We start from the raw sequence: 23,950 nt of genomic DNA, 5'->3' as shown, positions 1-23,950 counted from the left end.
CTCCAGCAGAGGCGCTTGACGAGCTGCTGTCACGAATGAAAACACTTGGTGTTGCGACCACCGCTTGAGCCCGCCCCCGGCCCTCCCTGCGCGATGGGCTTAACGTCTGCTCCGAGCTCTCCCCGGGGACCGGCTTGTTTGCCCCCGTCACCAGCGCGACACGTGATGTCACGCAGGCTTGGCGCCAGCTTCGGGGCGCCAGGACCACACGGCTTGAACGTCCGCGAGCTGCCAATCGTCCAGTGCATCAGCACCTGACAGGCCCACGGCCACCGCTCCCCGCCTCAACGTATCGTGACGACGCGTACGCCCCTCTGCATGAGGACGGGATGCGCTGAATAGAGCACGACTTCGGAAAAATAGCAATATAAATCTTGACGAGCGCGTTGCCCGATGCGGAGCGATGACCCCGTCCCCTGTCCACGGTCACTCGGAACGCGGCGATTTTACCCCTCGTTAGGCACGATGAGATCGCGCCTGGCCGGATGGACGGACGGTAACACGGCGTGCAGCGCACCCTGGCAAGGTTGGAGAGGCACCGCACGCGAGCGATCGCTGACAGCTCCGATCATCCCCATGCCACGACTGCGCCGAGGGCGCGAACGAAGAGCTCCATGACCGCGACCTCATCCGCAGCTCACCCCAAGACGCGCGACCGGCGCGCGGTGCTGATCCTGCTGGTCGCGATGGCGCTCTACAACGGCGCCTATCTCGTCGGCTGGGCGCTGTCGTCGCCGCAGCCGGCGTTTGGCGACTTCTTCGGGCTATGGTCGTTCGGCAGATTTGCCGCGCTGTCCGGCGCCAGCATCTACGATCCGGTTGCGCTCGCGCGCTATCAGCAGGCGCTGGATCCGACGCTGGGCGGCGGCGGCTTTCCCTATCCCTATCCGCCGACCTTCCTGCTGGTGCTGATACCCCTGGGCATGCTGGCGCTGCCGGTGGCCTATGTCTGCTGGATCTCGGTCACCTTCGCGCTTTATGGCTTGGCGACGCTGGGGCGCGATTGGCGCTCGTTAACCTCTCTGGCGCTGCTCGCGGCGCCGACGACGCTGATCAACGCGATCACCGGCCAGAACGGCTTTCTCTCGGCGGCCTTGCTGATCGGCGGACTGCGCCTGCTCGCGCGCCACCCGATCGTTGCCGGCACGCTGCTTGGCCTGCTCGCCTACAAGCCACAATTCGTGCTGCTGATGCCGGTCGTGCTGCTGGCGTCACGCAACTGGCGCGCCATCCTCTCGGCCATCGCCACGACCGTGATCGTCGCCGTCGTCAGTAGCGCTGCGCTCGATCCGTGGATCTGGCTCGAATGGGTCGTGAAGTTTCCGAGCTATCAGGCGCAATTGCAGGCCAACCAGGCCAGCCTCGATCACATGATGCCGACGGTCATCGCTGGCTTGCACGCGCTCGGCGCGCCGCCGCCGATCGGCTACCTGGTTCAGCTCCTGTTGTCCTGCTCCATCGTCGTGATGGTCTGGGATGCCTGGCGACGCGGCATGACGGAGCAGGCGAGCGCGCTGGTCGCGGTCGGCAGCATCATCGCCACGCCCTATGCGATGATCTATGACATGCCGATGGTGGCGGCGGGGATTGCGATCCACTGGAAGGCGCGGAGCGACGCCGGCGAGCCGATCCCGCCGCTGGAGATCGGCCTCGTGATCGCGCTGGGAGCCTGCCTGCTCGCCATGATCGTGCACTCCGTGCCGCTCGCGGCGGCCATTCTGCTGGTCCTGCTGGCGTTGAGCATCGCCGGTGTGTTCGACCGCTCCAGCCGGCGCGCCCCTGCATTGAACATGACGCCGCCGGCGGCGGGCTGATTGCTCTCGGTGCAATTGACCGGATGACGATGCGTGATCGTCCGCGCTAAAGCAGCGGCAGAGATCCCGATCATCGAACCAGTCATGCCGCACACATCCTCCCTGCTCGCTTTCGCCCTCGTCTCGCTCGGCATGGTGCTGACACCAGGGCCGAACATGATCTATCTGATCTCGCGCTCGATCACGCAGGGCCACGCCGCCGGCCTGGTCTCGCTCGGCGGCGTTGCCGTCGGCTTTCTGGTCTACATGCTGGCGGCGGCGTTCGGCATCACCGCGCTGCTATTTGCCGTGCCGTTCGCCTATGACGCGCTGCGCCTCGCCGGCGCGGCCTACCTGCTCTATCTGGCGTGGCAGGCGGTGAGGCCGGGCGGACGCTCGCCCTTCCAGGTGAGGAAGCTCGCCATCGACAGCCCGCGCCGGCTGTTCCTGATGGGGCTCGTCACCAACCTGCTGAACCCGAAGATCGCGATGCTGTATCTGGCGCTGCTGCCGCAGTTCATCGATCCCGCTGTTGGCGGCGTGCTGACGCAGTCGGTGGTGCTCGGCGCGATCCAGATCGTGATCAGCGTCAGCGTCAACGCCATGATCGCCATGGCGGCGGGATCGATTGCCCTGTTCCTGGCGACACGGCCGAGTTGGGCGCTGGTGCAGCGCTATCTGATGGGCACGGTGCTCGCGGGACTTGCGGTGCGCATGGCGCTGGAGGCGCGGCGGGGGTGATTTCCATCGGCTCCCCCACCTTGTCCGCCGAAGCCTCCCGGCAAAGGCGGACAAGAGCGGGAGAGGGGGCACCGCGCGTGCGGAAAGATCTCGGAAGTCATCGTCGGCAAAGAACGGCCGATGAGCTTCTCAGTCCAGCTTCGCCTCCATGCCGCGCTTCACGGCGGGGCGGGCCATCAGGGTATCGTACCAGCGCTCGACGTGGGGAAAGTCGGCCAGATCGACCTTGTGGCGGGGGTGGCGCCAAGCCCAGCCGAGGATGGCGAAGTCGGCGATCGAGAGCGCGCCGGCGACGAACTCGTGCTGCGCCAGCCGGCGGTCGAGCACGCCATAGAGCCGGACCGTCTCGGCCATGTAGCGCTTGAGGCCGTAGGCGCGGTCCTGCTCGTTGGTCAGCGCGATGAAATGGTGCACCTGGCCGGGCATCGGGCCGAAGCCGCCCATCTGCCACATCAGCCATTCATAGACCGGAATCCGCTCGGCGAGGGATCTCGGCAGGAACTGCCCGGTCTTCTCAGCCAGATAGAGCAGGATGGCGCCGGATTCGAACACGCTGACCGGCTTGCCGTCGGGGCCGTCCGGATCCACGATGGCGGGAATCTTGTTGTTGGGGCTGATCGCCAGGAACTCCGGCGCCATCTGGGCGCCCTTGGTGATGTCGACCGGAACGACGCGGTATCGCAGCCCCATCTCCTCCAGCGCGACCGAGATTTTGCGCCCGTTCGGGGTGTTCCAGGTGTACAGCTCGATCGTCATGCGGGGCATCCTTCCCAATCGTCCTTGCTTGGTCGCGGGCTCCCATTAGCTCGAAACTGCATCCGGCTTCAAACGTACCGTTGTTGATGGGACATCGTGGCGGCTGGTCTCCGCCGCCCGCCCCCGATAGATTGCGCCACCCAAGAATCCACCCTCAGGGGAAAACGCCGTGTCCAAATCCGCCTCCCGCGCCCGCCTCCTCGAGATCATCCGCAGGCGCTCGTTCGGCCGTGGCGAGGTCACGCTGGCCTCCGGCCGCAAGAGCGATTTCTATTTCAACCTGAAGCCGACCATGATGGACCCGGAGGGCGCCACCTTGCTCGCCGAGCTCACCTATGAGGCGCTGAAGGACGAGGGCTTCGATTATATCGGCGGCCTGGAGATGGGCGCGGTGCCGCTCGCCGGCGCGATCGCCCAGATCTCCTGGATCAAGGGCCATCCGATCGCGGCCTTCTTCGTCCGCAAGAAGCCGAAGGAGCATGGCGCCAGGCTCGCGATCGAGGGCCTAACCCGCGACGAGACCCTGGCCGGCAAGCGCATCGTCGTGGTCGAGGACGTCACCACCACCGGCGGCTCGGCGATGAAGGCCGTGGAAACCCTGCGCGAGGCCGGCGCCGAGGTGACGCTGGTGTTCACGATGGTCGACCGCGAGGAAGGCGCCGCCGAGACCTTCGCCCAGGCCGGCCTGCCGTTCCAGGCGCTCTTCAAGGCGCACGAATTCCTCTGAGGCGCTTGGCGCGCGGCGCAATTCGCCGCCCGCGCATACCGCTCATTTACCAACGCCCGTTAAGGTTACCGCAAAGCTGATGGCGCCATGCCTTGGGCAAGGCGCGTTCGATCGCACATGATCGAGCGACGCGGGTTGCCGCGTCACGGCGTGGCTTTGCGGTGAAGATCCTGGCGATGGAGCGGGCGTTGCGTAGCGTGTTGTCGTTTCGGCGGAGGTCCCGCCACGTCGCTGTCGCGGCGACGGTCGGCCTCGTCGCGGCCGGCGCGCTGGCGCCGCGGATGGCGTCGGCCCAGGGCCTGTTCGACTTCCTGTTCGGCGGCTTCAACAAGCCGCAATCGCAGCGGCCGGCGGCGCAAGGCGGCCTCTTCGCCGATCCGTTCGGCACCAACCCGCAGGCCCCCGCCCAGCCGCGCGCCGCGAGCGGCGGATCGGGCGCAGCGTTCTGCGTGCGCACCTGCGACGGCCGCTATTTTCCGCTGGCGCGCGGCCTCGCCTCGCCGGCGCAGATGTGCCAGGCGTTCTGCCCGGCCAGTGCGACCAAGATCTATTTCGGCTCCAACATCGACTACGCCACGGCGGCGAACGGGGAACGCTATGCCGACAGCGAGAACGCGTTCGCCTATCGCCAGGCGCTGCGCGCCGACTGCACCTGCAACGGCCGCGATCCGGCCGGGCTGGCGCCGGTCGATCTGTCGCTCGACACCTCGCTGCGCCAGGGGGACGTCGTCGCCACGGCCGACGGGCTGGTGGCCTATTCCGGCGCGCGCGGCAGCGGCGGCCAGCCGGCCGACTTCAAGCCGGTCGCGTCCTATCCCGGGCTCAACTCGGACATGCGGGCCAAGCTGAGCGAGATGAAGGTCGCGCCGGTGCGCGCCGACATGGTCGGCGCAGACGCGCAGGCCATGGCTCTGCCGGCGGACGTCAATGTCAGCGCCGCACCGCCGCCCCTGAGCATCGCGCCAAAGCCCGCCGCAAGCCGGCTGAAGCAGGCGGATGTGAATTGAACACGCGCTGCGCCAAGGCGCAGCGCCGGCGTCGGTGCAGGCCGGCTCGGCACAGCGACCTCTGGAGCTTGAGCGCGCACTGTCCGCCGGGACTGACGGCCAGGGCTAGCGCGCGACGATCACGCCGATGACGTTCGGCGCTTCCAGATATTTCTCCTCGATCGCCGCGCGGGCGGCGGCGCGGTTGTCCGGCGTCAGCAGGCCGCGCTTCTCGGCCAGGATCATCCAGCAGAAGCCCCACCAATCGGTCAGCATGCCCTCGTCGTCGACCAGGTCATAGCCCTGCTCCGCGGCGAAGATGCGCGCTCGCGCCTCGTCGAGGCCATCGAGGAAGGTGTGGTCGGTGGCCGAGAACAGGTCGTCGGAAATGTCGTCGGTGGTGTAGCCCCAGACCGACATGCACACCGCGTTGAAAGCGCGGTCGATCTGGTCGTCGTCGACGGCCCGCCGCCGCGCCGTCTTGTGCAGCCGCGTCAGGCTGCGCGCGAAATCGGCAATGCGGGTCAGGGCCAGGGGATCGAAGGCGATATGGGACATGGTGTCCTCGCGGGATGCACTGATGCCGGCTTGTCTGGGGCGGATCGAATCGCAATCAGGATAATCGATCGTCTGCTGAATTGTTCTTAATTTGTTCTTGCGGAAAAAGGAAGTGCTGATTTATCGTCGTCCCGGCCCCCGAGCCGGGACCCAGAGCCACCGCAGCCCTTTGGTTTGCACGGACCGATGAGCACCCAGGCCGCATGGACGGTCTACATTCTTGGCAGCGGGCATCATGGCACGCTGTACATCGGCATCACCAATGATGTCAGAAGGCGCCTCGAAAGACCACCGTGCCGGGCGAGGCGCCAAGTTCGTCAGCAGGTACAAGGTTTTTCGCCTGGTTCACGTCGAGAGCTTTCCGACTCCGATCGAGGCGATCGCTCGCGAGAAGCAGCTCAAGAACTGGCACCGCGACTGGAAGGTCGAGCTGATTGAAAGGGACAACCCCGATTGGAGTGACTTGTCGGGCCTCATCCTCGGCCGGTGAGTCTGGATCCCGGCTTTCGCCGGGATGACGATGTGGAGAGTCCTTTCAACATCACCGCATATGCAACCGGCCGCCAGCGTGTTCCGCCCCCGGAACTCCGGCCCCGTTTTTGCATCATTTTCCATCACCTAGCTGTGCGGACCAGCCTTTCCCCGGGTTTCGGACCGCGCGCAACCATCGTATGCTTTTACCGGTTCCTCGTAGCATCACAGGTTTCCAAGGTGACAGATCAGCCGTCCCAGCGCAGCTTCGTAAGCACCGGCCAGCCCGTCGACGAATTGGCGGTCGCGGAGATCAAGAGCGACATCCTGGCCAAGCTTCGCCTCGCCATCGGCAAGGAAGCGAGCCAGGCGACGCAGCAAGACTGGTACCACGCCGCGGCGCTGACCTTGCGCGACCGCATCGTGCATCGCTGGCTGACCGCGGACAAGGAGAGCTACGACGCCGGGCGCAAGCGCGTCTACTATCTCAGCCTCGAATTCCTGATCGGCCGCCTGTTCACCGACGCGCTCAACAACATGGGCCTGATGAAGGTGTTCGAGACCGCGCTCGGCGATCTCGGCGTCGGCCTGATGGACCTGCGCAAATGCGAGCCGGACGCCGCGCTCGGCAATGGCGGCCTCGGCCGCCTCGCGGCCTGCTTCATGGAGAGCATGGCGACCTTGCAGATCCCGGCGATCGGCTACGGCATCCGCTATGATTTCGGCCTGTTCCGCCAGGTGATCGTCGACGGCTGGCAGCACGAATATCCCGACGTCTGGCTGTCGTTCGGCAATCCCTGGGAATTCCAGCGCCCAGAGGTGGTCTATCACGTCCATTTCGGCGGCGGCGTCGAGCATGTCGACGACAAGGGCCGCGACCGCGCGATCTGGCACCCCGGCGAGACCGTGCAGGCGGTCGCCTATGACACCCCGATCGTCGGCTGGCGCGGCCAGCATGTGAATGCGCTCAGGCTGTGGTCGGCTCGCTCGCCAGACCCGCTGAAGCTCGACGTCTTCAACTCCGGCGACTATCTCGGCGCCTCAGCAGAAGAAGCGCGCGCCGAGGCGATCTGCAAGTTCCTCTATCCGAACGACGAGAGCCCGGCAGGACGCGAGCTGCGGCTGCGCCAGGAATATTTCTTCGTCTCGGCCTCGCTGCAGGATCTCGTCAAGCGCCATCTCGGCTCCGACGGCCAGCTGCGCAGCCTGGCGCAGAAGGCCGCGGTGCAGCTCAACGACACGCATCCTTCGCTCGCCGTGGCCGAGCTGATGCGGATCCTGGTCGACCTGCACAATTTCCGCTGGGACGAGGCCTGGAAGATCACCATCGCGACCTTGTCCTACACCAACCACACGCTGCTGCCGGAGGCGCTCGAGACCTGGCCGGTCGAGCTGTTCGAGCGGCTGCTGCCGCGGCATCTCGAGATCATCTACCACATCAATGCGCAGCATCTCGCGCTCGCCGAGCAGCGCGCACCGGGTGACATCGACTACCGCGCCTCGGTGTCCCTGATCGACGAGAAGAGCGGCCGTCGCGTGCGCATGGGCCAGCTCGCCTTCGTCGGCTCGCACCGCATCAACGGCGTCTCGGCGATGCATTCCGACCTGATGAAGGAGACCGTGTTCCACGATCTCAACCATCTCTATCCCGGCCGCATCACCAACAAGACCAACGGCATCACCTTCCGCCGCTGGCTGACCCTGGCCAATCCCAAGCTGACGAACCTCTTGCGCGAGGCCTGCGGCGACGCCGTCGTCGACGATCCGACGCTGCTGTCGAGCCTCGAGAGCTACGTTGCCGACGCCAGCTTCCACCAGAAGTTCCGCGCGGTGAAGCATCACAACAAGGTGCTGCTGACGCGTCTGATCGTCGAGCGCATGAACGTGCGTCTCGATCCGGGCGCGCTGTTCGACGTGCAGATCAAGCGCATTCACGAATACAAGCGCCAGCTCTTGAACATCCTCGAAGCCGTCGCGCTATATCAGGACATGAAGGACGACCCGCAACGCGACTGGGTGCCGCGGGTGAAAATCTTTGCCGGCAAGGCGGCGGCGAGCTACCGCTACGCCAAGCTGATCATCAAGCTGATCAACGACGTCGCCGACACCGTCAACAACGATCCCGCGATCGGCGGCAAGCTGAAGGTCGTGTTCATGGCCGACTACAATGTCAGCCTGGCGGAAACGATCATTCCCGCGGCCGACCTGTCCGAGCAGATCTCGACCGCCGGCATGGAGGCCTCCGGCACCGGCAACATGAAGCTGGCGCTGAACGGCGCCCTTACCATCGGCACGCTGGACGGCGCCAATATCGAGATCCGCGACAATGTCGGCGCCGACAACATCGCGATCTTCGGCATGGAGGCCGACGAGGTCATGCTCCGCCGCAAGCAGGGGCTGGACGCGTCCGACGTGATCCACCGGTCACCGCGGCTGGCGCGCGCGATCGATGCGATCGCGACCGGCGCGTTCTCGCCGGACGAGCCCGGCCGGTTCGAGCCGATCGCGCATGCGTTGCGCCATCTCGACCACTACATGGTCTCGGCCGATTTCGATTCCTACTACGAGGCCCAGCGCGGCATCGATGCACGCTGGCAGACCGTGCCGGCCTGGACCCGCGCCTCGATCCTGAACGTCGCGCGCATGGCGTGGTTCTCCTCCGACCGCACCATCCGCGAATATGCCGACGACATCTGGAACGTGCCGGTCGGCCCGGTGATGGCGCCGGTGCAAGCGCAGCGGGCGTGAAGGGCCCTTCCCTCCCGCCTTCAGCAATGACCCATGACGTCATTGCAAAGGCCTTCGATTGCTTTTCACCTGACGGCCATCATACGATGACCGTCGGGAGGAATGCATGACCGAACCGCCAGTTCACTTGTTCGACGAGGCGACCCGCGTCACCGCCGGCGACAGCCGCTGGCAGGGCCGGACCAGCCCGGACTACTGGGCCTTCGTCGGCCCGTTTGGCGGCGTCACGGCGGCGACCGTACTGCGCGCGTTGATCCAGCACCCGCAAATCCAGGGCGATCCGCTGGCGGTGACGGTGAACTATTGCGCGCCGATCGCGGAAGGGCCGTTCGATCTCGACGTGCGGCTGGTGAAGGCCAACCGCTCCTCGCAGCATTGGTGCGTCGAGCTCAGCCAGGGTGATGCAGACGCGGCGACGCTCGCCACCGCCGTGTTCGCCGAGCGCCGGCCGTCCTGGTCGCATCAGCCGGCCACAAAGCCCGAGGCGCCGCCGTTCGACCAGGTCAAGCGTCATCCCGACACGAACATGTCCTGGACCAAGCAGTACGATTTCCGCTTCATCGAGGGGCGCCCCGCGTTCGGCGCGTCAGCGACGGGTGAGCCGCACAGCAGCTATTCCCGGCTCTGGATCTCCGACCGCAAGCCGCGCAAGCTCGACTGCCTGTCGCTGCTGTCGATGTCGGACGCCTTCTTCGGCCGCGTCTTCCACGCCCGCGGCGAGCTGGTGCCGTTCGGCACGGTGTCGCTGACGACCTATTCCCACGTCAGCCGGGACGAGCTCGCGGCCGAGGACATCACGCACGTGCTCGCGACGGCCGATGCCAAGATCTTCAACCGCAGCTATCAGGACCAGCATGGCGAGCTGTGGTCACCCTCCGGCCGCCTGCTCGCGACGACAACGCAGATCGCGTATTTCAAGGCGTGAAAGCCGGGACGCAAGCCAAGAAGACGGCGTCGTCCCGGCCTTGAGCCGGGACGACAGCTGTGGGTATGGCTTGAGCTCGCGCCTCTCGTGCATTGAACGGGGCGGAGCGGGAAAATGTGGGGTCAGCCGCAACGCGACCGCCCCCTTGTCGTTTGCAGCCCTACTCCGCCGCCAGCTTCAGATCCGGCGCGGCGTTACGGACCTCGGCATCGACCTGGGCTTCGAACTTGGCAAAATTCTTCTGGAACATGCCGACCAGCGCGCGCGCAGTCTTGTCGAACTCGGCCTTGTCCTTCCAGGTATTGACCGGGTCGAGGATCTCGGTCGGCACGCCCGGTAGCGCGGTCGGCACCGCGAAGCCGAAATATTTGTCGGTGCGGAACTCGACGTTGCGCAAGCTGCCGTCGAGCGCCGCCGTCAGCAGCGCACGCGTCACCTTGATCGGCATGCGCGAGCCCGTGCCGTACTTGCCGCCGGTCCAGCCGGTGTTGACCAGCCAGCAGTCGACATTGTGGTCGGCGATCAGTTGCCGCAGCATGTTGCCGTAGACGGACGGATCGAGCGGCAGGAACGGCGAGCCGAAGCAGGTCGAGAATTCCGGCTGCGGCTCGGAGCCCAAGCCGCGCTCGGTGCCGGCGACCTTGGCGGTATAGCCCGACAGGAAGTGGTACATCGCCTGGGCCGGCGAGAGCTTTGCGATCGGCGGCAGCACGCCGAAGGCGTCGGCGGCGAGCATCACGACGTTCTTCGGATGCGGCGCGCGGCCGGTGCGCGAGGCGTTCGGGATGTAGTCGAGCGGATAGGCCGAGCGGGTGTTCTCGGTCTTGGAGCCGTCGTCGAAATCGGGAACGCGCGTATCCTCATCGAGCACGACGTTCTCGAGCACGGCGCCGAAGCGGGTCGACGCCGCGAAGATCTGCGGCTCGGCTTCCTTCGACAGCTTGATGCACTTGGCGTAGCAGCCACCCTCGAAATTGAACACGCCGGACGGACCCCAGCCATGCTCGTCGTCGCCGATCAGGGTGCGGTTCGGATCGGCCGACAGCGTGGTCTTGCCGGTGCCGGACAGGCCGAAGAAGACCGCGGTGTCGCCCTTCGGCCCGACATTGGCCGAGCAGTGCATCGGCATCACGCCGCGCTCGGGCAGATAGTAGTTGAGCGTCGTGAACACGCTCTTCTTCATCTCGCCGGCATAATAAGACCCGCCGATCAGGACGATCTTGCGGGTGAAATCGATCGCGACGACGTTCTGCGAGCGCACGCCATGACGTTTCGGATCGGCACGGAAGCTCGGCATGTCGATGATGGTGAGCTCCGGCACGAAGGTGTCGAGTTCGATGGTCTCGGGGCGGATCAGAAGGGTGCGGATGAACAGCGAGTGCCAGGCGAGCTCGGTGAAGACGCGCGTCTTGATCCGGAACGTGGGATCGGCGCCGCCATAGAGGTCCTGCGCGTACAGGGTCTTGCCTTCGGCGTGCTTGATGAAGTCCTGATGCAGCGCCTCGAACTGCTCGGGCGTGATCGCCTGGTTGCCCGCCCACCACATCTTTTCGGTGGAGGCGTCGCGCACCGTGAACTTGTCCTTCGGGCTGCGACCGGTGAACTCGCCAGTATCCGCGCACAGCGCTCCGTCGGCCGACAGCACAGCCTCGCCCGCCGCCAGCGAATACTGATAGAGCTGAGGAGCGCCGAGATTCCAGTGCACCTGCTTGAGGTTCTTTAAGCCGAACTTGTCGGCACCGAAGGCGCCGTTGCGAATACCCGTCTCTTGCACGAAGATCCCTCCTGAGAGCCCGCATCTGTTGCGCGCAGTCGCGCGCGTTGCGCGGTGACCGTTGCCGTTACATCGCCTTATCGAAGCGCGGTCGCCGACCTAATACTGATCAACGCTGGTCTTGCCAAGACGATCCGGCCCAATTGGTTATTGGCAAGCCGTGATGCACGTAGCTCATGTTTTGCCGCGTCATGCACATTCCAGCGGCAGCCGCCTGCGCTCCGCCGAGATGCTGCAACGCAACAGATATATCAGCGCGGTTGGGTTTCACGAGAACGACGAACGACGCTCAAATCGACGAATTCGCGTGGGCAAGCGAAGACCGAGCGACGAAATGCGTCGGTGATTAGCCGTGTCGTCGCCCACCCGATCAGCCAGCTTCCATTCACGATTGTCTCGCGCTTGCGGGATCACTTAATCCGATTCTCCCGGCCGCGACGTCAACGAGCTCACTCGCGCCCACGCCATGGGTTTGCGCGGCGCTCACCTTCTGCTGGGCAGGGAGCGTGCACATCGAGCTTCACCACAAACTGCGTTCATGGGTGAACTTCACGGTCTTTCGTCACGAGACGATGAGCACAGCCATCAAAGCCCGCTCGAACTACACCTCACTTCGCGCGTGCCTCGTCAGCAAGCCTCACCAGCATCTTGCGCAATGCCCCGGGCGTGGTCACGCGCTCGGGAAACTCCAGCCGCAGCGTCCTGCCGTCGGCCATCAGATCCAATCCCTCCGGGTCACAGCCGCTACACCGCCACTCCGCGGCTTCGGCGCCGAGCAGCGTCGTCGCGTAGAGGGCGAGCGCCTCGCGATGATCTTCGTTCATGTGATCGACGGCGCCCTGCTCTGCCAGAATCAGTTCGTCAGCATCGGATATATCCGTGAGAAACTGCTCGGGCTTGAGATCGACGATGCGGCCGAATCCGGCGACGAGATGCGTGCCTGACGGGCGAATCACGAAGAACGAGAAGTCGGCGAAATCCGCGTAGTCCGCAGCAGACGGATGCGCATTGAGATACCGACGGCGCAGCATCTCGCGATTGTCGTCGCTGGCCTGCTCGGCTTTTCCCGACAGCATGATGCGCGAACCTTCGAGCGGATCGCCGGGCGCGCGTTCATCGAGCATCAGCGACACGCGCGAATCGGCAAGTACATTCCTGGTGTGCACGGCTAATCGCGAGATCAGGATGATCGGAGCACCATCGGACGCAGTAGCGACATTGACCAGCGAGCAGTAGGGATCGCCCGAGCCAACCATCAAGGTTGCAAGTGCGCCCTGCCGGCTCCGGCGCAGCAGGGAATGCGTCACGCGGTTAGGGTTAAAGCTCGCAGACATCATCTTTCCCTCGTCCAAGCAGTTGCAATGAAGGCCTTTTTTCGGCTAAACGGACCACAAACTTGGGCGGGGCACAAACTTTGCCATGCTATTTGTGGAACTCGGTCACACTTCAGCCCAGCTTGCATTGCTCGTTGACCATGTTCGAAGCCCAGTTATGCGGCCCTTAGCTCGATTCTCGTGTCTCGGCTAACCAGACTCTGAAAGCAGGCTCATGCCCACAATCGCCTTGGTCGATGACGACCGTAACATTCTGACATCCGTCTCGATCGCGCTCGAGGCCGAAGGCTATCGCATCATGACCTATACCGATGGTGCATCGGCGCTCGACGGATTCCGGACCAGCCAACCCGACCTTGCCATCCTCGACATCAAGATGCCGCGCATGGACGGCATGGAGACGTTGCGGCGGCTGCGGCAGAAGTCCGACCTGCCCGTGATCTTCCTCACCTCCAAGGACGAGGAGATCGACGAGCTGTTCGGCCTGAAGATGGGTGCGGATGACTTCATCCGCAAACCGTTCTCGCAGCGCCTGCTGGTCGAGCGCGTCAAGGCCGTGCTCCGTCGCTCGCAGCCGAAGGATCCGACGGCGCTGCCGAAGGAGAACGACGCCAAGGCGCTCGATCGCGGCCTGCTGCGCATGGATCCGGAGCGTCACACCTGCACCTGGAAGAACGAGCCGGTCACGCTGACCGTCACCGAGTTCCTGATCCTGCAGGCGCTGGCGCAGCGTCCGGGCGTGGTCAAGAGCCGCAATGCGCTCATGGACGCGGCCTATGACGACCAGGTCTATGTCGACGACCGCACCATCGACAGCCACATCAAGCGGCTGCGCAAGAAGTTCAAGATGGTCGATGAGGAGTTCGAGATGATCGAGACCCTCTACGGCGTCGGCTATCGCTTCAAGGAAACCTGAAACGATAGCTCTGAAGCAAGGGACCTGAAGCATTGCCTTGCGCGACGTCATGCGAAATTGCGCGCTGACGTCGCGGTCTCGATTGGATAGGCTACGCCTCCTGCGCGTTTGTCCGAGCGCAGATGCCGGAACGGGGCCATTGTTGCGGCGAATTCGGGTGCGGCAAGTCGAGTTCTCACGGGAATTCGCCGCACGACCCCTACGAAATTCGGAATCGGAGCACTCACATTGCTCGATCGCACGCAGCTTGACCCAGCCGTGAATGCCCACGACGCCGCGGCGACGATCGCGTCCGAGGCGGCGGACGAGACCCCGCAGGTCTCCGGCTGGCAGCGTCCGCTGAGCTGGCTGCGCCGCGCCGGACAGTTCCTGTTCGCGCTGTCGTTCTCGAGCCTCACCCGCCGCATCGTCTCGCTGAACATCGCCGGCCTGCTCGCACTGGTTGCAAGCATTCTGTACCTGTCGCAGTTCCGCGCCGGACTGATCGATGCGCGCGCGCAGAGCCTTCTGGTGCAGGCCGAGATCATCGCCGGCGCCATCGCCGCCTCGGCCACCGTGCAGACCAACACCATCACCATCGATCCCGAGCGCCTGCTCGATCTCAAGCCCGGCGAGAGCTACGGCGCGCCGGACGAATATTCGCCGCTCGACTTCCCGATCAATCCGGAACGCGTCGCGCCGGTGCTGCGCACGCTGATCTCGCCGACCAAGACCCGCGCACGCATCTATGACCCGAATGGCGGCCTGTTGCTCGATAGCCGCAATCTCGAGAACGTGCTGCGCTTCGACCTGCCACCGCCGTCGAGCGAGAAGCCCGGCTTCGTCGAGCGCGCGCTGATCTCGGTACGCACCTGGCTCAATCGCGGCGACCTGCCGCTGTACCGCGAATATGGCCCCGAGAACGGCAACGGCTACGAGGAAGTCGCCGACGCGCTGAAGGGCCAGAAGCGCAGCATGGTCCGGGTCAATTCGCGCGGCGAAGTCATCGTCTCGGTCGCGGTGTCGGTGCAGCGCTCGCGCACCATCCACGGCGCCTTGATGCTGTCGACGCAGGGCGACGACATCGATCAGATGGTCACCGCCGAGCGTCTCGCCATTCTGAAGGTCGGCGGTGTTGCCTCCGCGGTCATGATCGTGCTGTCGCTCTTGCTCGCCAGCACCATCGCCGGGCCGGTGCGCCGGCTCGCCGACAGTGCCGAGCGGGTCCGCCGCCGCATCAAGACCCGCGTCGAGATTCCCGATTTCACCCGCCGCCGCGACGAGATCGGCCATCTCTCCGGCGCGCTGCGCGACATGACGGACGCGCTCTACAACCGCATCGAGGCGATCGAGATGTTCGCCGCCGACGTCGCCCACGAGCTCAAGAACCCGCTGACCTCGCTGCGCTCGGCGGTCGAGACCCTGCCGCTGGCGCGCAACGACAACAGCCGCGCCCGCCTGCTCGCCGTGATCGAGCACGACGTGAAGCGGCTCGACCGGCTGATCTCCGACATTTCCGACGCCAGCCGGCTCGATGCCGAGCTGCAGCGCCAGGACATGACCCTGGTCGATCTGCGCCGCCTCCTGAACACGCTGACCTCGGTCGCCAACGAGACCAAGCTCGGCACCGACGTCGCCGTCGAGGTCCGGTTCGAGGGCCGCGGCGCCAACGACACGTTCTCGGTGCCCGGTCATGATTCGCGGCTCGGCCAGGTGATCTCCAACCTGCTGTCGAACGCGCAGTCGTTCTCCGCCGCCGGCGGCAAGGTGCGCATCACCTGCCGGCGCGTGCGCTCGGAGATCGAGATCACGGTCGATGATGACGGTCCAGGCATTCGCGAGGACGCCCTGCAGCGCATCTTCGAGCGGTTCTATACCGACCGGCCGCACCAAGGCTTCGGCCAGAATTCCGGCCTGGGCCTATCGATCTCCAAGCAGATCATCGACGCCCATGGCGGGCGGATCTGGGCCGAGAACCGGCCCGGCCCGGTCGACGCCGACGGACATCCGACCTCAGCCGGGGCCCGCTTCATCGTCCGGCTGCCGGCGTCGTGACGAACGAAGCGGCGAGCATCCATGCGTCTGCCGTCCAGGTGGGGGAACTGGCCGTCCTGATCCGGGGTCCCTCCGGGTCCGGCAAATCCCGTCTCGCCTTCGATCTGATGCTCGCCGGACGCGCGGGACAGCTGCCGCCGACGGTTCTGGTGGGCGATGACCGTGTTCATCTCGCCACACGCGGCGGGGAAATGTGGGTAAGTCCCGCACCCGCTCTGGCCGGACTGATCGAGATCCGCGGCCTTGGAATCCGCGCCTGCGACCATGTGTCGGAGGCGAAACTGGGGCTGGTGGTCGACCTGATGGCCGAGGAAGCCGCCCGCCTGCCGAACGCCGAATCGCTTCGCATTCATCTCAACGGTATCAAATTGCCACGCATACCGGTTGGGCCGGGTTTTCCACCCCTCCCGTTGGTTGTAGCGGCGCTTATTACCACTCCGACTTTCATGTTCCGGTAATCTTTCGGCCGATTGTGTGGAGCAAATTGGTAACCATATCAGCCCCACTATCGCGACCGATTAGACCGCCGCCAGCTCCCATTCTGTATGCCAGAATCCGGGAGGCTCGCGAATATGCCCTCTTGCGCGGGGGCTCCGGATGGTCAAAGTGGCGCGTTCGTGCGGTGCACCCAAGGCGCCCGCGAGGAGTATCCGATGATTGGCCTGGTACTGGTGACCCATGGGCGCCTCGCCGACGAGTTCAAGGCGGCGCTGGAACACGTCATGGGCCCTCAAAAACAAATCGAAGCGGTCACGATTGGCGCCGACGATGATTCCGATCTCTGTCGCAGCGACATCATCGAAGCCGTGAACCGCGTCGACACCGGCGACGGTGTCGCCATTCTCACCGACATGTTCGGCGGCACGCCTTCGAACCTCGCCATCTCCTGCATGAGCCGGCCCCAGGTCGAGGTGCTCGCGGGCATCAACCTGCCCATGCTGGTCAAGCTCGCCAAGGTGCGCGAGGAGCGCTCGCTGCCCGACGCCATCGCCATGGCGCAGGAGGCGGGACGCAAATACGTCACCATCGCCAGCCGCGTGCTCGCCGGCAAATGAGCGACGAGGACGCCCCGCAGGACAACGTCGCCGGCCCGGCGGTCCCTGCCGGAGCCCTCTCGCGAGAGCTGCTGATCACCAACAAGCGCGGCCTGCACGCGCGGGCCTCGGCGAAATTCGTGCAGATGGTCGAAAAGTTCCAGGCCGAGGTCTGGGTGACGCGCGGCGGCGAGACCGTCGGCGGCCGCTCGATCATGGGCCTGATGATGCTGGCGGCGGCGCCGGGAACCAAGATCCTGGTGTCCGCCACCGGGCCCGAGGCGGAGGCCGCGCTGCAGGCGATCACCGACCTGGTGAACGACAAGTTCCACGAAGAAGGCGTGTGAGGGACTCCCGAACCTCGCTTTGCCTGCCGCAATGGGCATTCTACCCGATGTGCGCCTATCCTCGCATAGCGACGCGGTAAGGATGGCATGTCCAATAGCGCTATTCGGCTGAGCGAGGCAGACCTGCGAGCCGTGGCTGAATACGCAGCCCTCTCTGCACTTCCGGCGCTGGCGATCTTCGAACGCGACCGACCGGATGATCTTCGCGCACGAGCCGCAATACAGGCCGCCCGAAGCTTTGCGAGCGGTGGGAATCGGAGCAAATCCCTACGGGATAGCGCGTGGGCGGCGCAGCGGGCGGCAATCGAGGCCCGCGATGAGGGGTTGCGCGCGGCCTATGAGGCCGCTCGCGCTGCCCTCGCCGCGGCGGGCGCGGGCTTTCTTCATCCCCTCCCGAACCCTTCCCAGGTCAAGCACATCCTCGGAGCTGCCGGCCACGCGGCGCGAGCTTTCGAAATCTCAGCCGGAGACGTTCCCGCCGTCGGCGCTGACTACCTCGCGCGATCACGGCTTCTCGCTTCTCAAGAGGTCGTGGACGTCCTCAGACGTTATCCTGGTGCACCGCCCGGGGGAGGCCGGGTCGGAGAGCTGATCCGCCAGCTCGATACCCTGCTCCGGTGATCGGGAGGCCTCGCGCGCAGGAGCGCTTGGCCGGTACGGCAGCGGAGCTATCTCTCCGGTCCCTGAATATACACCTTCCAAACGATTGCAGGGCCCGCCTGGCCGTGGAAGAAGCGCTGGGTGGTCATCACCAGCGGCTCGGCCTTCGGCGCCTCCTTGGCCATCCAGGCCTCGCAGGCCGCGATCCGGTTGTCGGTGGTGTCGCAGATGCCGATGAATCCCTCGCGCTTGAGGTCCTCCAGCGTGCTCAGGCCGGAACTCCAGGTCTCCTCCGCCGTGGTGGGCACCGTGAACGGCCGCGGGTGGTCCGGGCTATAGAAGGTCATCGGCGTGTTCATCTCGGAAAAGCCGGCCACGAGGGGCCAGGGCGAGCCGAACCGGGCGTGCCAGGCCTTGGTCAGCTCCCGCGCCAGCTCCGAACGGGCGCCATAGCCGGTGGCGCCGTTCGGATTGGCGGCCATCTCGCGCCGGGCAATCCAGGGCGAGGCGATCAGCGTGAGCAGCGACAGGACGAGCCAGACGGCGGCGAGCCGCGGCACCATGACCCGCCGCAGCCGCAGCGCGGGGATCGCGACCAGCGCCAGCGGCACCAGGAAGAACAGCGAGATGCCCCAATCGGTCTTCATGTAGATCGTGAAAGCGAGCCCGCCGAGCGGCGGCCCGACGGCGACGATCGCCTGCACCAGCCAGACATTGATCGCCTGGCTTACATTCACGCCGGGATTGGGACCGCCGCGCCAGTTGCGGAAGGCGAATCGCGGCGGCCAGGCCATCACCAGCGCCGCCAGCGCCACCGGCAAAGCCAGCAGCGCCAGATTGTGGCCGACATAGCCGAGCACGAGCTCGGCAGCCCGGCCGCGGTCCGACAGCGTATAGACATCCCCGGCATAGGTGATGGCGACGAAATCGACCCGCCACAGCCAGACCAGATGCGGGATCATCGCCACCAGCATGGTGACGATCGCGACCCACGGCGCGGGCGACGCCAGGAAGCGCAACCGTTCCGGGTGCAGCAGCGCCGCAAGGCCGATGGCGCCGATCATGGTCAGCACCCAGTATTTGGTCATCAGCGCCGCCGCGCCGGCGAGGCCGAGCCACAGGCCGGAGGCGGCGCTGCGCTTTTCGAACGCGTTGAGATAGGCCAGCACCAACAGCGGCAGGGTCAGCAGCTGAACCAGGTCGGCGTTGTACTTGAAGCCCTTGAAATTGAAGATCGGGTACAGCGCGACCATCACCACGACGAAGAAGGCGCGGCGGCGGTCGACCACCTTGAGGCTCGCGAGCCAGACGATCACGAGGCCGCTGCCATTCACGGCCATCGCCAGCGCATAGGTCGCCCAGTCCTTGACCGGAAACACTGCGAACCACAGCCCGGCGATCCAGCCCGACAGCGGCGGATGCTTGCCGTAGCCGAGCAGGAAGCGGCTGCCCCAGGCATAGGCCTCGGCGACGTCCATGTGGACGTCCTGCGCTGCCTTCAGATTGGTGAGGATCGCGGTCCATAGCACCGCGTGGACCACCGCGAAGCCGATGACGACCCAGATCGACGTTGCCGGCGCCGTGGCGCGCGCCACCAGCCAGGCGGAGATTCGCCGCGGTCCGAGACGGCCGCGCATGCGCGCCGCGAGAGGCGGGAGAGAGGTACTCGACATCCGCCCTCGGTAGCCTGTTTTCAGCGCCCGGGGAATCAGCTTGCCGTGAAGAAAGGCCCTGGAAATTCAGCAATATGGTTGCTGGTTGGGGGCTCGGGGTGCTATCTGCGCGACCCATGACGACCGTCCCCATTCCCAACATCCGCAACTTCTCCATCGTCGCCCATATCGACCATGGAAAGTCCACGCTCGCCGACCGCCTGATCCAGATGACGGGCGGGCTGTCGGACCGCGAGATGGCGGGCAAGGAGCAGGTGCTCGATTCGATGGACATCGAGCGCGAGCGCGGCATCACCATCAAGGCGCAGACCGTGCGCCTGCGCTACCGCGCCAAGGACGGCAAGGACTACATCTTCAACCTGATGGACACGCCCGGCCACGTCGACTTCGCCTACGAAGTCTCCCGGTCGCTGGCGGCGTGCGAGGGCTCGCTGCTGGTGGTCGACGCCAGCCAGGGCGTCGAGGCGCAGACGCTCGCCAACGTCTACCAGGCGCTCGACAACAACCACGAGATTGTCCCGGTCCTCAACAAGATCGACCTGCCGGCGGCGGAGCCCGAGAAGATCAAGCAGCAGATCGAGGACGTCATCGGCATCGATGCCTCCGATGCCGTGATGATCTCGGCCAAGACCGGCCTCGGCATTCCCGACGTGCTGGAGGCGATCGTCACCCGGCTGCCGCCGCCGAAGGGCGATCGCGACGCCACCCTGAAGGCGCTGCTGGTCGACAGCTGGTACGACGTCTATCTCGGCGTCGTCGTGCTGGTGCGCATCGTCGACGGCGTGATGAAGAAAGGCCAGCGCATCCGCATGATGGGCACGGGTGCGGCCTATGACGTCGAGCGCGTCGGCTTCTTCACGCCGAAGATGACCCAGGTCGACGAACTCGGCCCCGGCGAGGTCGGCTTCATCACCGCCGCGATCAAGGAAGTGGCGGACACCCGCGTCGGCGACACCATCACCGACGACCGCAAGCCGGTGACGGAGATGTTGCCGGGCTTCAAGCCGGCAATCCCCGTGGTGTTCTGCGGACTGTTCCCGGTCGATGCCGATGATTTCGAGACCCTGCGCGCCGCGATGGGCAAGCTCCGCCTCAACGACGCCAGCTTCTCCTTCGAGATGGAAACGTCGGCCGCGCTCGGCTTCGGCTTCCGCTGCGGCTTCCTCGGCCTGTTGCACCTCGAGATCATCCAGGAGCGCCTCTCCCGCGAGTTCGATCTCAACCTGATCGCGACCGCGCCAAGCGTCATCTACAAGATGAAGCTGACCGACGGCGAGGAGATCGAGATCCACAACCCGGTCGACATGCCCGACGTGGTCAAGATCGCCGAGATCCAGGAGCCGTGGATCGAGGCCACCATCCTGACGCCTGACGAATATCTCGGCAGCGTGCTCAAGCTCTGCCAGGACCGCCGCGGCAATCAGAAGGAGCTCACTTACGTGGGCAGCCGCGCCATGGTCAAATACGACCTGCCGCTCAACGAGGTGGTGTTCGACTTCTACGACCGGCTGAAATCGGTCTCCAAGGGCTACGCCTCGTTCGACTATCACCTGACCGACTACAAGCCGGCCGATCTCGTCAAGATGCAGATCCTCGTCAACAACGAGCCGGTCGATGCGCTGTCGATGCTGGTGCACCGGACCCGCGCCGAAGGCCGGGGACGCGCCATGGTCGAGAAGATGAAGGATCTGATCCCGCCGCACATGTTCCAGATCCCGATCCAGGCGGCGATCGGTGGCAAGGTGATCGCGCGCGAGACCGTGCGCGCGCTGCGCAAGGACGTCACCGCCAAGTGCTACGGCGGCGACATCACGCGTAAAAGAAAACTTCTGGAGAAGCAGAAGGAAGGCAAGAAGAAGATGCGGCAGTTCGGCAAGGTCGACATCCCGCAGGAAGCCTTCATCGCCGCCCTCAAGGTGGATAGCTGAGGCGCGGGTCTGCCCCTCTCCGGTTTCATCAGCACGATAGACTGAGGAGAATCCGGATTCCAAAGCGGAACCAGCGCTCCCGTGCAACTACGGTATCCGTTCCTTAATGGTATTCTGGGACCCTTGCTGCAAAGCAAGGAATGCCCCGAATGTCCCGCCTCCGGTCCATCTCCGCCCGCCTCATCGTCGCGCTCTCGCTCACCGTCGCCATCGCCTGTGCCGTGCTCGGCACCTTCTCCGTCATCCAGCAGCGCGCCCTGACCCGGCTGGCGCTGGAGCAGCAACTCAAGCTGCAGTTCGACAGCGTGTCGGCCGGCATCGACTATGAAGGCCGCGCCGCGCTGGCGGTCAGCTCCACCCTGGCGGCGCTGCCGCCGATCGCCGATGCCTACCTCAAGGGCGACCGCGACGCGCTGGGCGCCCTGCTCGGCGGCGCCATGACGTCGCTGAAGGCGCAAGGCATTCCGCTGGTGAACGTATGGGCGCCGCCGGCCACCAATTTCTATCGCGTGCATGAGCCCAAGGTGTTCGGCGACGACACCTCCAAGCGCCGCATCACCGTGGTGCAGGCCAACCAGACCGGCCGCCTGATCGCCGGCGTCGAGCAGAGCCGGCTGTCGCTCGGCATCTTCGGGATGACGCCGATCATGCGCGACGGCAAGGTGATCGCGACCGTCGACGTCGGCGCCGCCTTCGGCAAAGAATTCGTCGACCGCGCCAAGCAGCGCTTCGGCATCGATCTCGCGGTCTACTGGATCGACAACGGGCAGCCGAAGCGGCTGTCGTCGACGTTCGGCGACGATGTCGTCGCCACCTCGGACGAGGTGCTCGCGGTGTTCAAGGGCACGGCGCTGCTGCGCGACGCCACCCTGGCCGGCAAGCCCGCCGCGGTCTATGCCGGCCAGATCAGGAACTACGCCGGCGACCCGATCGCCGTGCTCGAGCTGATCAAGGACACCACGGCCTATGAGGCCGCAGCCAGCAGCGCGCAGCAGCAGCTGATCATCGGCACGGTCGTGATCCTGCTGCTCGCCGTCATCGTCGCGCTGTTCGTCGCCCGCGGCATCTCGCGCCCGCTGGTCGCGATCACCGCCGTCATGCACCGGCTGTCGAGCGGCGACACCGAGGTCGCGATCCCCGGCGGCCAGCGCAAGGACGAGCTCGGCACGATGGCTCAGGCGGTCGACGTGTTCCGCCGCAACATGATCGAGACGGCCAGCCTGCGCGAGGCGCAGGAGGCGACGCAACACCGCGCCGAGCAGGAGAAACAGGCGCTGCAGCGGCAGATGGCCGACCGGTTCGAGGCCGACGTCAAGGGCGTGGTGTCCTCGGTTGCCAAGGCCACGGCGGACATGGAGCGCGTCGTCCACGAGATCACCGTCAGCGTCAACGGCACCTCGCAGCGTGCAGCGGCCGCCGCTGCCGCGTCCGAGGAAGCCTCGAGCGGCGTGTCGACCGTCGCCGCGGCCTCCGAAGAACTCGCCTCCTCGGTGACCGAGATCGGCCGCCAGGTCGCGCATTCCAGCAAGGTCGCCGATGCCGCGGTCGTCAAGGCGCGCCAGACCACCGAGATGGTCGGCAGCCTCGCCGCAGCCGCCGAGAGGATCGGCGACGTGCTGCGCCTGATCGACGCGATCGCGAGCCAGACCAACCTGCTGGCGCTCAACGCGACCATCGAGGCGGCGCGTGCCGGCGAGGCGGGCCGCGGTTTCGCGGTCGTGGCCGCCGAGGTCAAGGAGCTGGCCGGCCAGACCGCCAAGGCGACGGAAGAGATCGCCGGCCAGGTCAGCTCGATCCAGGCCGCGACGTCCGACTGCGTGACCGCCATCGGCGGCATCAGCACAACGATCCAGGAGATCAGCGGCATTGCCGCGACCATCGCCGCCGCCGTCGAGCAGCAAGACTCGGCGACGCGCGAGATCGCGCGCAGCGTCCAGCAGGCGGCGTCCGGCACCAACGAGGTGTCGCAGAACGTCGTCGGCGCCAGTGACGCCGCCGAGCAGTCACGCCAGCTCGCCGACCACGTCATGGTCGCCACGCGCGACCTCGGCAAGCGTGCGAACGACCTGTTCAAGAGCGTCGACACCTTCCTCGCCGGCCTGCGCAAGGCCGCGTAGCTGGCGGGCCGCTTGCGCTCAGCCGCCCGGCGTGAGCGCAAAGCCCTCGTCGAGCCAGCCGGCAATGCCGCCGATCATCATCTTGACCGGCAGCCCGAGCTGCGCGAGGCGGATGGCCGCCCGGTTGGCGCCGTTGCAATGCGGACCGGCGCAGTAGACGACGAAAAGCTCGGTCTTCGGATACTCTGCCATCCGCTCCGCGGTCATGGTCCGGTGCGGAATGTTGATGGCGCCCGCGATGTGGCCCTTCGCGAACGAGGCCGGGCCGCGGACGTCGACCAGGATGAAGTCCAGAGCGGCCGCGCGGAGGCTCTCGTGAACGTCCCAGCAATCGGTCTCGAATCCGAGCATCGCCTCGAAATGCTGGAGCGCCAGCGCTGAGGGAGCGGCGGGCACTTCGGTGACATGCGTGGTCATTGGGTCTCCATGCAGTGATGTAAACAGGCCCGAATCTCGCCCGAGATGCCCGGCGCCCCAAGTGACGGATC

20 protein-coding genes and 1 pseudogene are annotated in these 23,950 nt (G+C 65.7%); 15 read left to right on the top strand and 6 right to left on the bottom strand.

Annotation, left to right across the window (positions count from 1 at the left end; genetic code table 11):
• Window positions 1–614: 614 nt before the first annotated feature.
• Both QX124_RS12930 and QX124_RS12925 read left to right on the top strand, forming a co-directional pair.
• Complete coding sequence (locus QX124_RS12930; protein ID WP_315797348.1) at window positions 615–1,814, top strand: glycosyltransferase family 87 protein; 1,200 nt, start codon at window positions 615–617, stop codon at window positions 1,812–1,814.
• Between the two features lie 84 nt (window positions 1,815–1,898).
• A complete protein-coding gene (locus QX124_RS12925) occupies window positions 1,899–2,534 on the top strand; it encodes a LysE family translocator (RefSeq protein ID WP_315797347.1) in 636 nt (211 codons plus the stop codon).
• 129 nt (window positions 2,535–2,663) lie between these two features.
• Here QX124_RS12925 and QX124_RS12920 read toward each other — a convergent pair whose 3' ends face one another.
• On the bottom strand, window positions 2,664–3,290 hold the full coding sequence (locus QX124_RS12920; RefSeq protein ID WP_315783933.1) for a glutathione S-transferase family protein: 627 nt from the start codon (window positions 3,288–3,290) through the stop codon (window positions 2,664–2,666).
• A 169-nt stretch (window positions 3,291–3,459) separates the two neighbouring features.
• On the opposite strand from QX124_RS12920, the gene pyrE reads away from it, so the two are divergent.
• Together pyrE and QX124_RS12910 are read left to right on the top strand one after the other, a co-directional pair.
• Entirely contained in the window at window positions 3,460–4,017 is a 558-nt protein-coding gene (pyrE, locus tag QX124_RS12915) for an orotate phosphoribosyltransferase (protein ID WP_315734978.1), read from the top strand.
• 188 nt (window positions 4,018–4,205) lie between these two features.
• On the top strand, window positions 4,206–5,024 hold the full coding sequence (locus QX124_RS12910; RefSeq protein ID WP_315773612.1) for a DUF2865 domain-containing protein: 819 nt from the start codon (window positions 4,206–4,208) through the stop codon (window positions 5,022–5,024).
• A gap of 105 nt (window positions 5,025–5,129) precedes the next feature.
• On the opposite strand, the gene QX124_RS12905 is transcribed toward QX124_RS12910, so the two are convergent.
• On the bottom strand, window positions 5,130–5,561 hold the full coding sequence (locus QX124_RS12905) for a hypothetical protein (RefSeq protein WP_315753838.1): 432 nt from the start codon (window positions 5,559–5,561) through the stop codon (window positions 5,130–5,132).
• 186 nt (window positions 5,562–5,747) lie between these two features.
• Here QX124_RS12905 and QX124_RS12900 point away from each other — a divergent pair.
• The 3 genes and pseudogenes from QX124_RS12900 (at window position 5,748) to QX124_RS12890 (ending at window position 9,705) form a co-directional block, all read left to right on the top strand.
• Window positions 5,748–6,051: pseudogene (locus QX124_RS12900) on the top strand (GIY-YIG nuclease family protein).
• 221 nt (window positions 6,052–6,272) lie between these two features.
• Complete coding sequence (locus QX124_RS12895) at window positions 6,273–8,780, top strand: glycogen/starch/alpha-glucan phosphorylase (RefSeq protein ID WP_315797346.1); 2,508 nt, start codon at window positions 6,273–6,275, stop codon at window positions 8,778–8,780.
• A gap of 106 nt (window positions 8,781–8,886) precedes the next feature.
• Complete coding sequence (locus QX124_RS12890) at window positions 8,887–9,705, top strand: thioesterase family protein (protein ID WP_315797345.1); 819 nt, start codon at window positions 8,887–8,889, stop codon at window positions 9,703–9,705.
• A gap of 160 nt (window positions 9,706–9,865) precedes the next feature.
• On the opposite strand, the gene QX124_RS12885 is transcribed toward QX124_RS12890, so the two are convergent.
• The gene (locus QX124_RS12885) at window positions 9,866–11,479 is read right to left on the bottom strand and encodes a phosphoenolpyruvate carboxykinase (protein WP_315734988.1); all 1,614 of its coding nucleotides are present in this window, start codon (window positions 11,477–11,479) and stop codon (window positions 9,866–9,868) included.
• A 608-nt stretch (window positions 11,480–12,087) separates the two neighbouring features.
• The gene (locus QX124_RS12880) at window positions 12,088–12,813 is read right to left on the bottom strand and encodes a HugZ family protein (protein WP_315735716.1); all 726 of its coding nucleotides are present in this window, start codon (window positions 12,811–12,813) and stop codon (window positions 12,088–12,090) included.
• A 214-nt stretch (window positions 12,814–13,027) separates the two neighbouring features.
• Between QX124_RS12880 and QX124_RS12875 the strand changes: the two genes are divergently transcribed.
• The 6 genes from QX124_RS12875 to QX124_RS31865 all read left to right on the top strand — a co-directional run bounded on the left by QX124_RS12875 (window position 13,028) and on the right by QX124_RS31865 (window position 17,765).
• Window positions 13,028–13,729: a response regulator transcription factor gene (locus tag QX124_RS12875; protein WP_006611449.1), complete on the top strand. Its 702-nt coding sequence runs from the start codon at window positions 13,028–13,030 to the stop codon at window positions 13,727–13,729.
• A 228-nt stretch (window positions 13,730–13,957) separates the two neighbouring features.
• Window positions 13,958–15,763 (top strand): sensor histidine kinase, encoded by a 1,806-nt coding sequence (locus tag QX124_RS12870; protein WP_315734990.1) that lies wholly within the window; start codon window positions 13,958–13,960, stop codon window positions 15,761–15,763.
• Window positions 15,760–16,221, top strand: coding sequence for an HPr kinase/phosphatase C-terminal domain-containing protein (locus QX124_RS12865; RefSeq protein WP_315797344.1), 462 nt, complete (start codon window positions 15,760–15,762; stop codon window positions 16,219–16,221). The genes QX124_RS12870 and QX124_RS12865 overlap by 4 nt, the downstream gene beginning before the upstream one ends.
• A gap of 195 nt (window positions 16,222–16,416) precedes the next feature.
• Complete coding sequence (locus QX124_RS12860; protein WP_315797343.1) at window positions 16,417–16,818, top strand: PTS sugar transporter subunit IIA; 402 nt, start codon at window positions 16,417–16,419, stop codon at window positions 16,816–16,818.
• The gene (locus tag QX124_RS12855) at window positions 16,815–17,144 is read left to right on the top strand and encodes an HPr family phosphocarrier protein (protein WP_315734997.1); all 330 of its coding nucleotides are present in this window, start codon (window positions 16,815–16,817) and stop codon (window positions 17,142–17,144) included. The genes QX124_RS12860 and QX124_RS12855 overlap by 4 nt, the downstream gene beginning before the upstream one ends.
• Before the next feature lie 87 nt (window positions 17,145–17,231).
• Window positions 17,232–17,765 carry a putative immunity protein gene (locus QX124_RS31865; RefSeq protein ID WP_409997688.1) on the top strand — a complete coding sequence of 178 codons (534 nt, stop codon included), beginning with the start codon at window positions 17,232–17,234 and terminating at the stop codon, window positions 17,763–17,765.
• Window positions 17,766–17,812: 47 nt separating this feature from the next.
• Here QX124_RS31865 and QX124_RS12850 read toward each other — a convergent pair whose 3' ends face one another.
• Entirely contained in the window at window positions 17,813–19,417 is a 1,605-nt protein-coding gene (locus tag QX124_RS12850; RefSeq protein ID WP_315783943.1) for a glycosyltransferase family 39 protein, read from the bottom strand.
• Window positions 19,418–19,533: 116 nt separating this feature from the next.
• On the opposite strand from QX124_RS12850, the gene lepA reads away from it, so the two are divergent.
• Together lepA and QX124_RS12840 are read left to right on the top strand one after the other, a co-directional pair.
• Window positions 19,534–21,345: a translation elongation factor 4 gene (gene lepA / locus QX124_RS12845; protein WP_315775624.1), complete on the top strand. Its 1,812-nt coding sequence runs from the start codon at window positions 19,534–19,536 to the stop codon at window positions 21,343–21,345.
• Between the two features lie 149 nt (window positions 21,346–21,494).
• On the top strand, window positions 21,495–23,462 hold the full coding sequence (locus QX124_RS12840; protein ID WP_315797342.1) for a methyl-accepting chemotaxis protein: 1,968 nt from the start codon (window positions 21,495–21,497) through the stop codon (window positions 23,460–23,462).
• An 18-nt stretch (window positions 23,463–23,480) separates the two neighbouring features.
• On the opposite strand, the gene QX124_RS12835 is transcribed toward QX124_RS12840, so the two are convergent.
• Window positions 23,481–23,879, bottom strand: a complete 399-nt coding sequence (locus QX124_RS12835) for a rhodanese-like domain-containing protein (protein ID WP_315797341.1) — start codon at window positions 23,877–23,879, stop codon at window positions 23,481–23,483.
• Window positions 23,880–23,950: the final 71 nt, after the last annotated feature.

It is taken from the genome of Bradyrhizobium sp. SZCCHNRI3043, from assembly GCF_032377735.1.
Taxonomy (GTDB): domain Bacteria; phylum Pseudomonadota; class Alphaproteobacteria; order Rhizobiales; family Xanthobacteraceae; genus Bradyrhizobium.
Note: the sequence above shows the minus strand (reverse complement) of the source record. Positions and strands in the feature narration are given on the sequence as shown.

Excerpts from the sequence above, each read along its gene's own strand:
- QX124_RS12930 (WP_315797348.1), top strand. The coding sequence starts at position 615 with ATGACCGCGACCTCATCCGCAGCTCACCCCAAGACGCGCGACCGGCGC.
- QX124_RS12925 (WP_315797347.1), top strand. The coding sequence starts at position 1,899 with ATGCCGCACACATCCTCCCTGCTCGCTTTCGCCCTCGTCTCGCTCGGC.
- QX124_RS12920 (WP_315783933.1), bottom strand. The coding sequence starts at position 3,290 with ATGACGATCGAGCTGTACACCTGGAACACCCCGAACGGGCGCAAAATC.
- QX124_RS12905 (WP_315753838.1), bottom strand. The coding sequence starts at position 5,561 with ATGTCCCATATCGCCTTCGATCCCCTGGCCCTGACCCGCATTGCCGAT.
- QX124_RS12890 (WP_315797345.1), top strand. The coding sequence starts at position 8,887 with ATGACCGAACCGCCAGTTCACTTGTTCGACGAGGCGACCCGCGTCACC.
- QX124_RS12880 (WP_315735716.1), bottom strand. The coding sequence starts at position 12,813 with ATGTCTGCGAGCTTTAACCCTAACCGCGTGACGCATTCCCTGCTGCGC.
- QX124_RS12875 (WP_006611449.1), top strand. The coding sequence starts at position 13,028 with ATGCCCACAATCGCCTTGGTCGATGACGACCGTAACATTCTGACATCC.
- QX124_RS12860 (WP_315797343.1), top strand. The coding sequence starts at position 16,417 with ATGATTGGCCTGGTACTGGTGACCCATGGGCGCCTCGCCGACGAGTTC.
- QX124_RS12855 (WP_315734997.1), top strand. The coding sequence starts at position 16,815 with ATGAGCGACGAGGACGCCCCGCAGGACAACGTCGCCGGCCCGGCGGTC.
- QX124_RS31865 (WP_409997688.1), top strand. The coding sequence starts at position 17,232 with ATGTCCAATAGCGCTATTCGGCTGAGCGAGGCAGACCTGCGAGCCGTG.
- QX124_RS12850 (WP_315783943.1), bottom strand. The coding sequence starts at position 19,417 with ATGTCGAGTACCTCTCTCCCGCCTCTCGCGGCGCGCATGCGCGGCCGT.
- lepA (WP_315775624.1), top strand. The coding sequence starts at position 19,534 with ATGACGACCGTCCCCATTCCCAACATCCGCAACTTCTCCATCGTCGCC.
- QX124_RS12840 (WP_315797342.1), top strand. The coding sequence starts at position 21,495 with ATGTCCCGCCTCCGGTCCATCTCCGCCCGCCTCATCGTCGCGCTCTCG.
- QX124_RS12835 (WP_315797341.1), bottom strand. The coding sequence starts at position 23,879 with ATGACCACGCATGTCACCGAAGTGCCCGCCGCTCCCTCAGCGCTGGCG.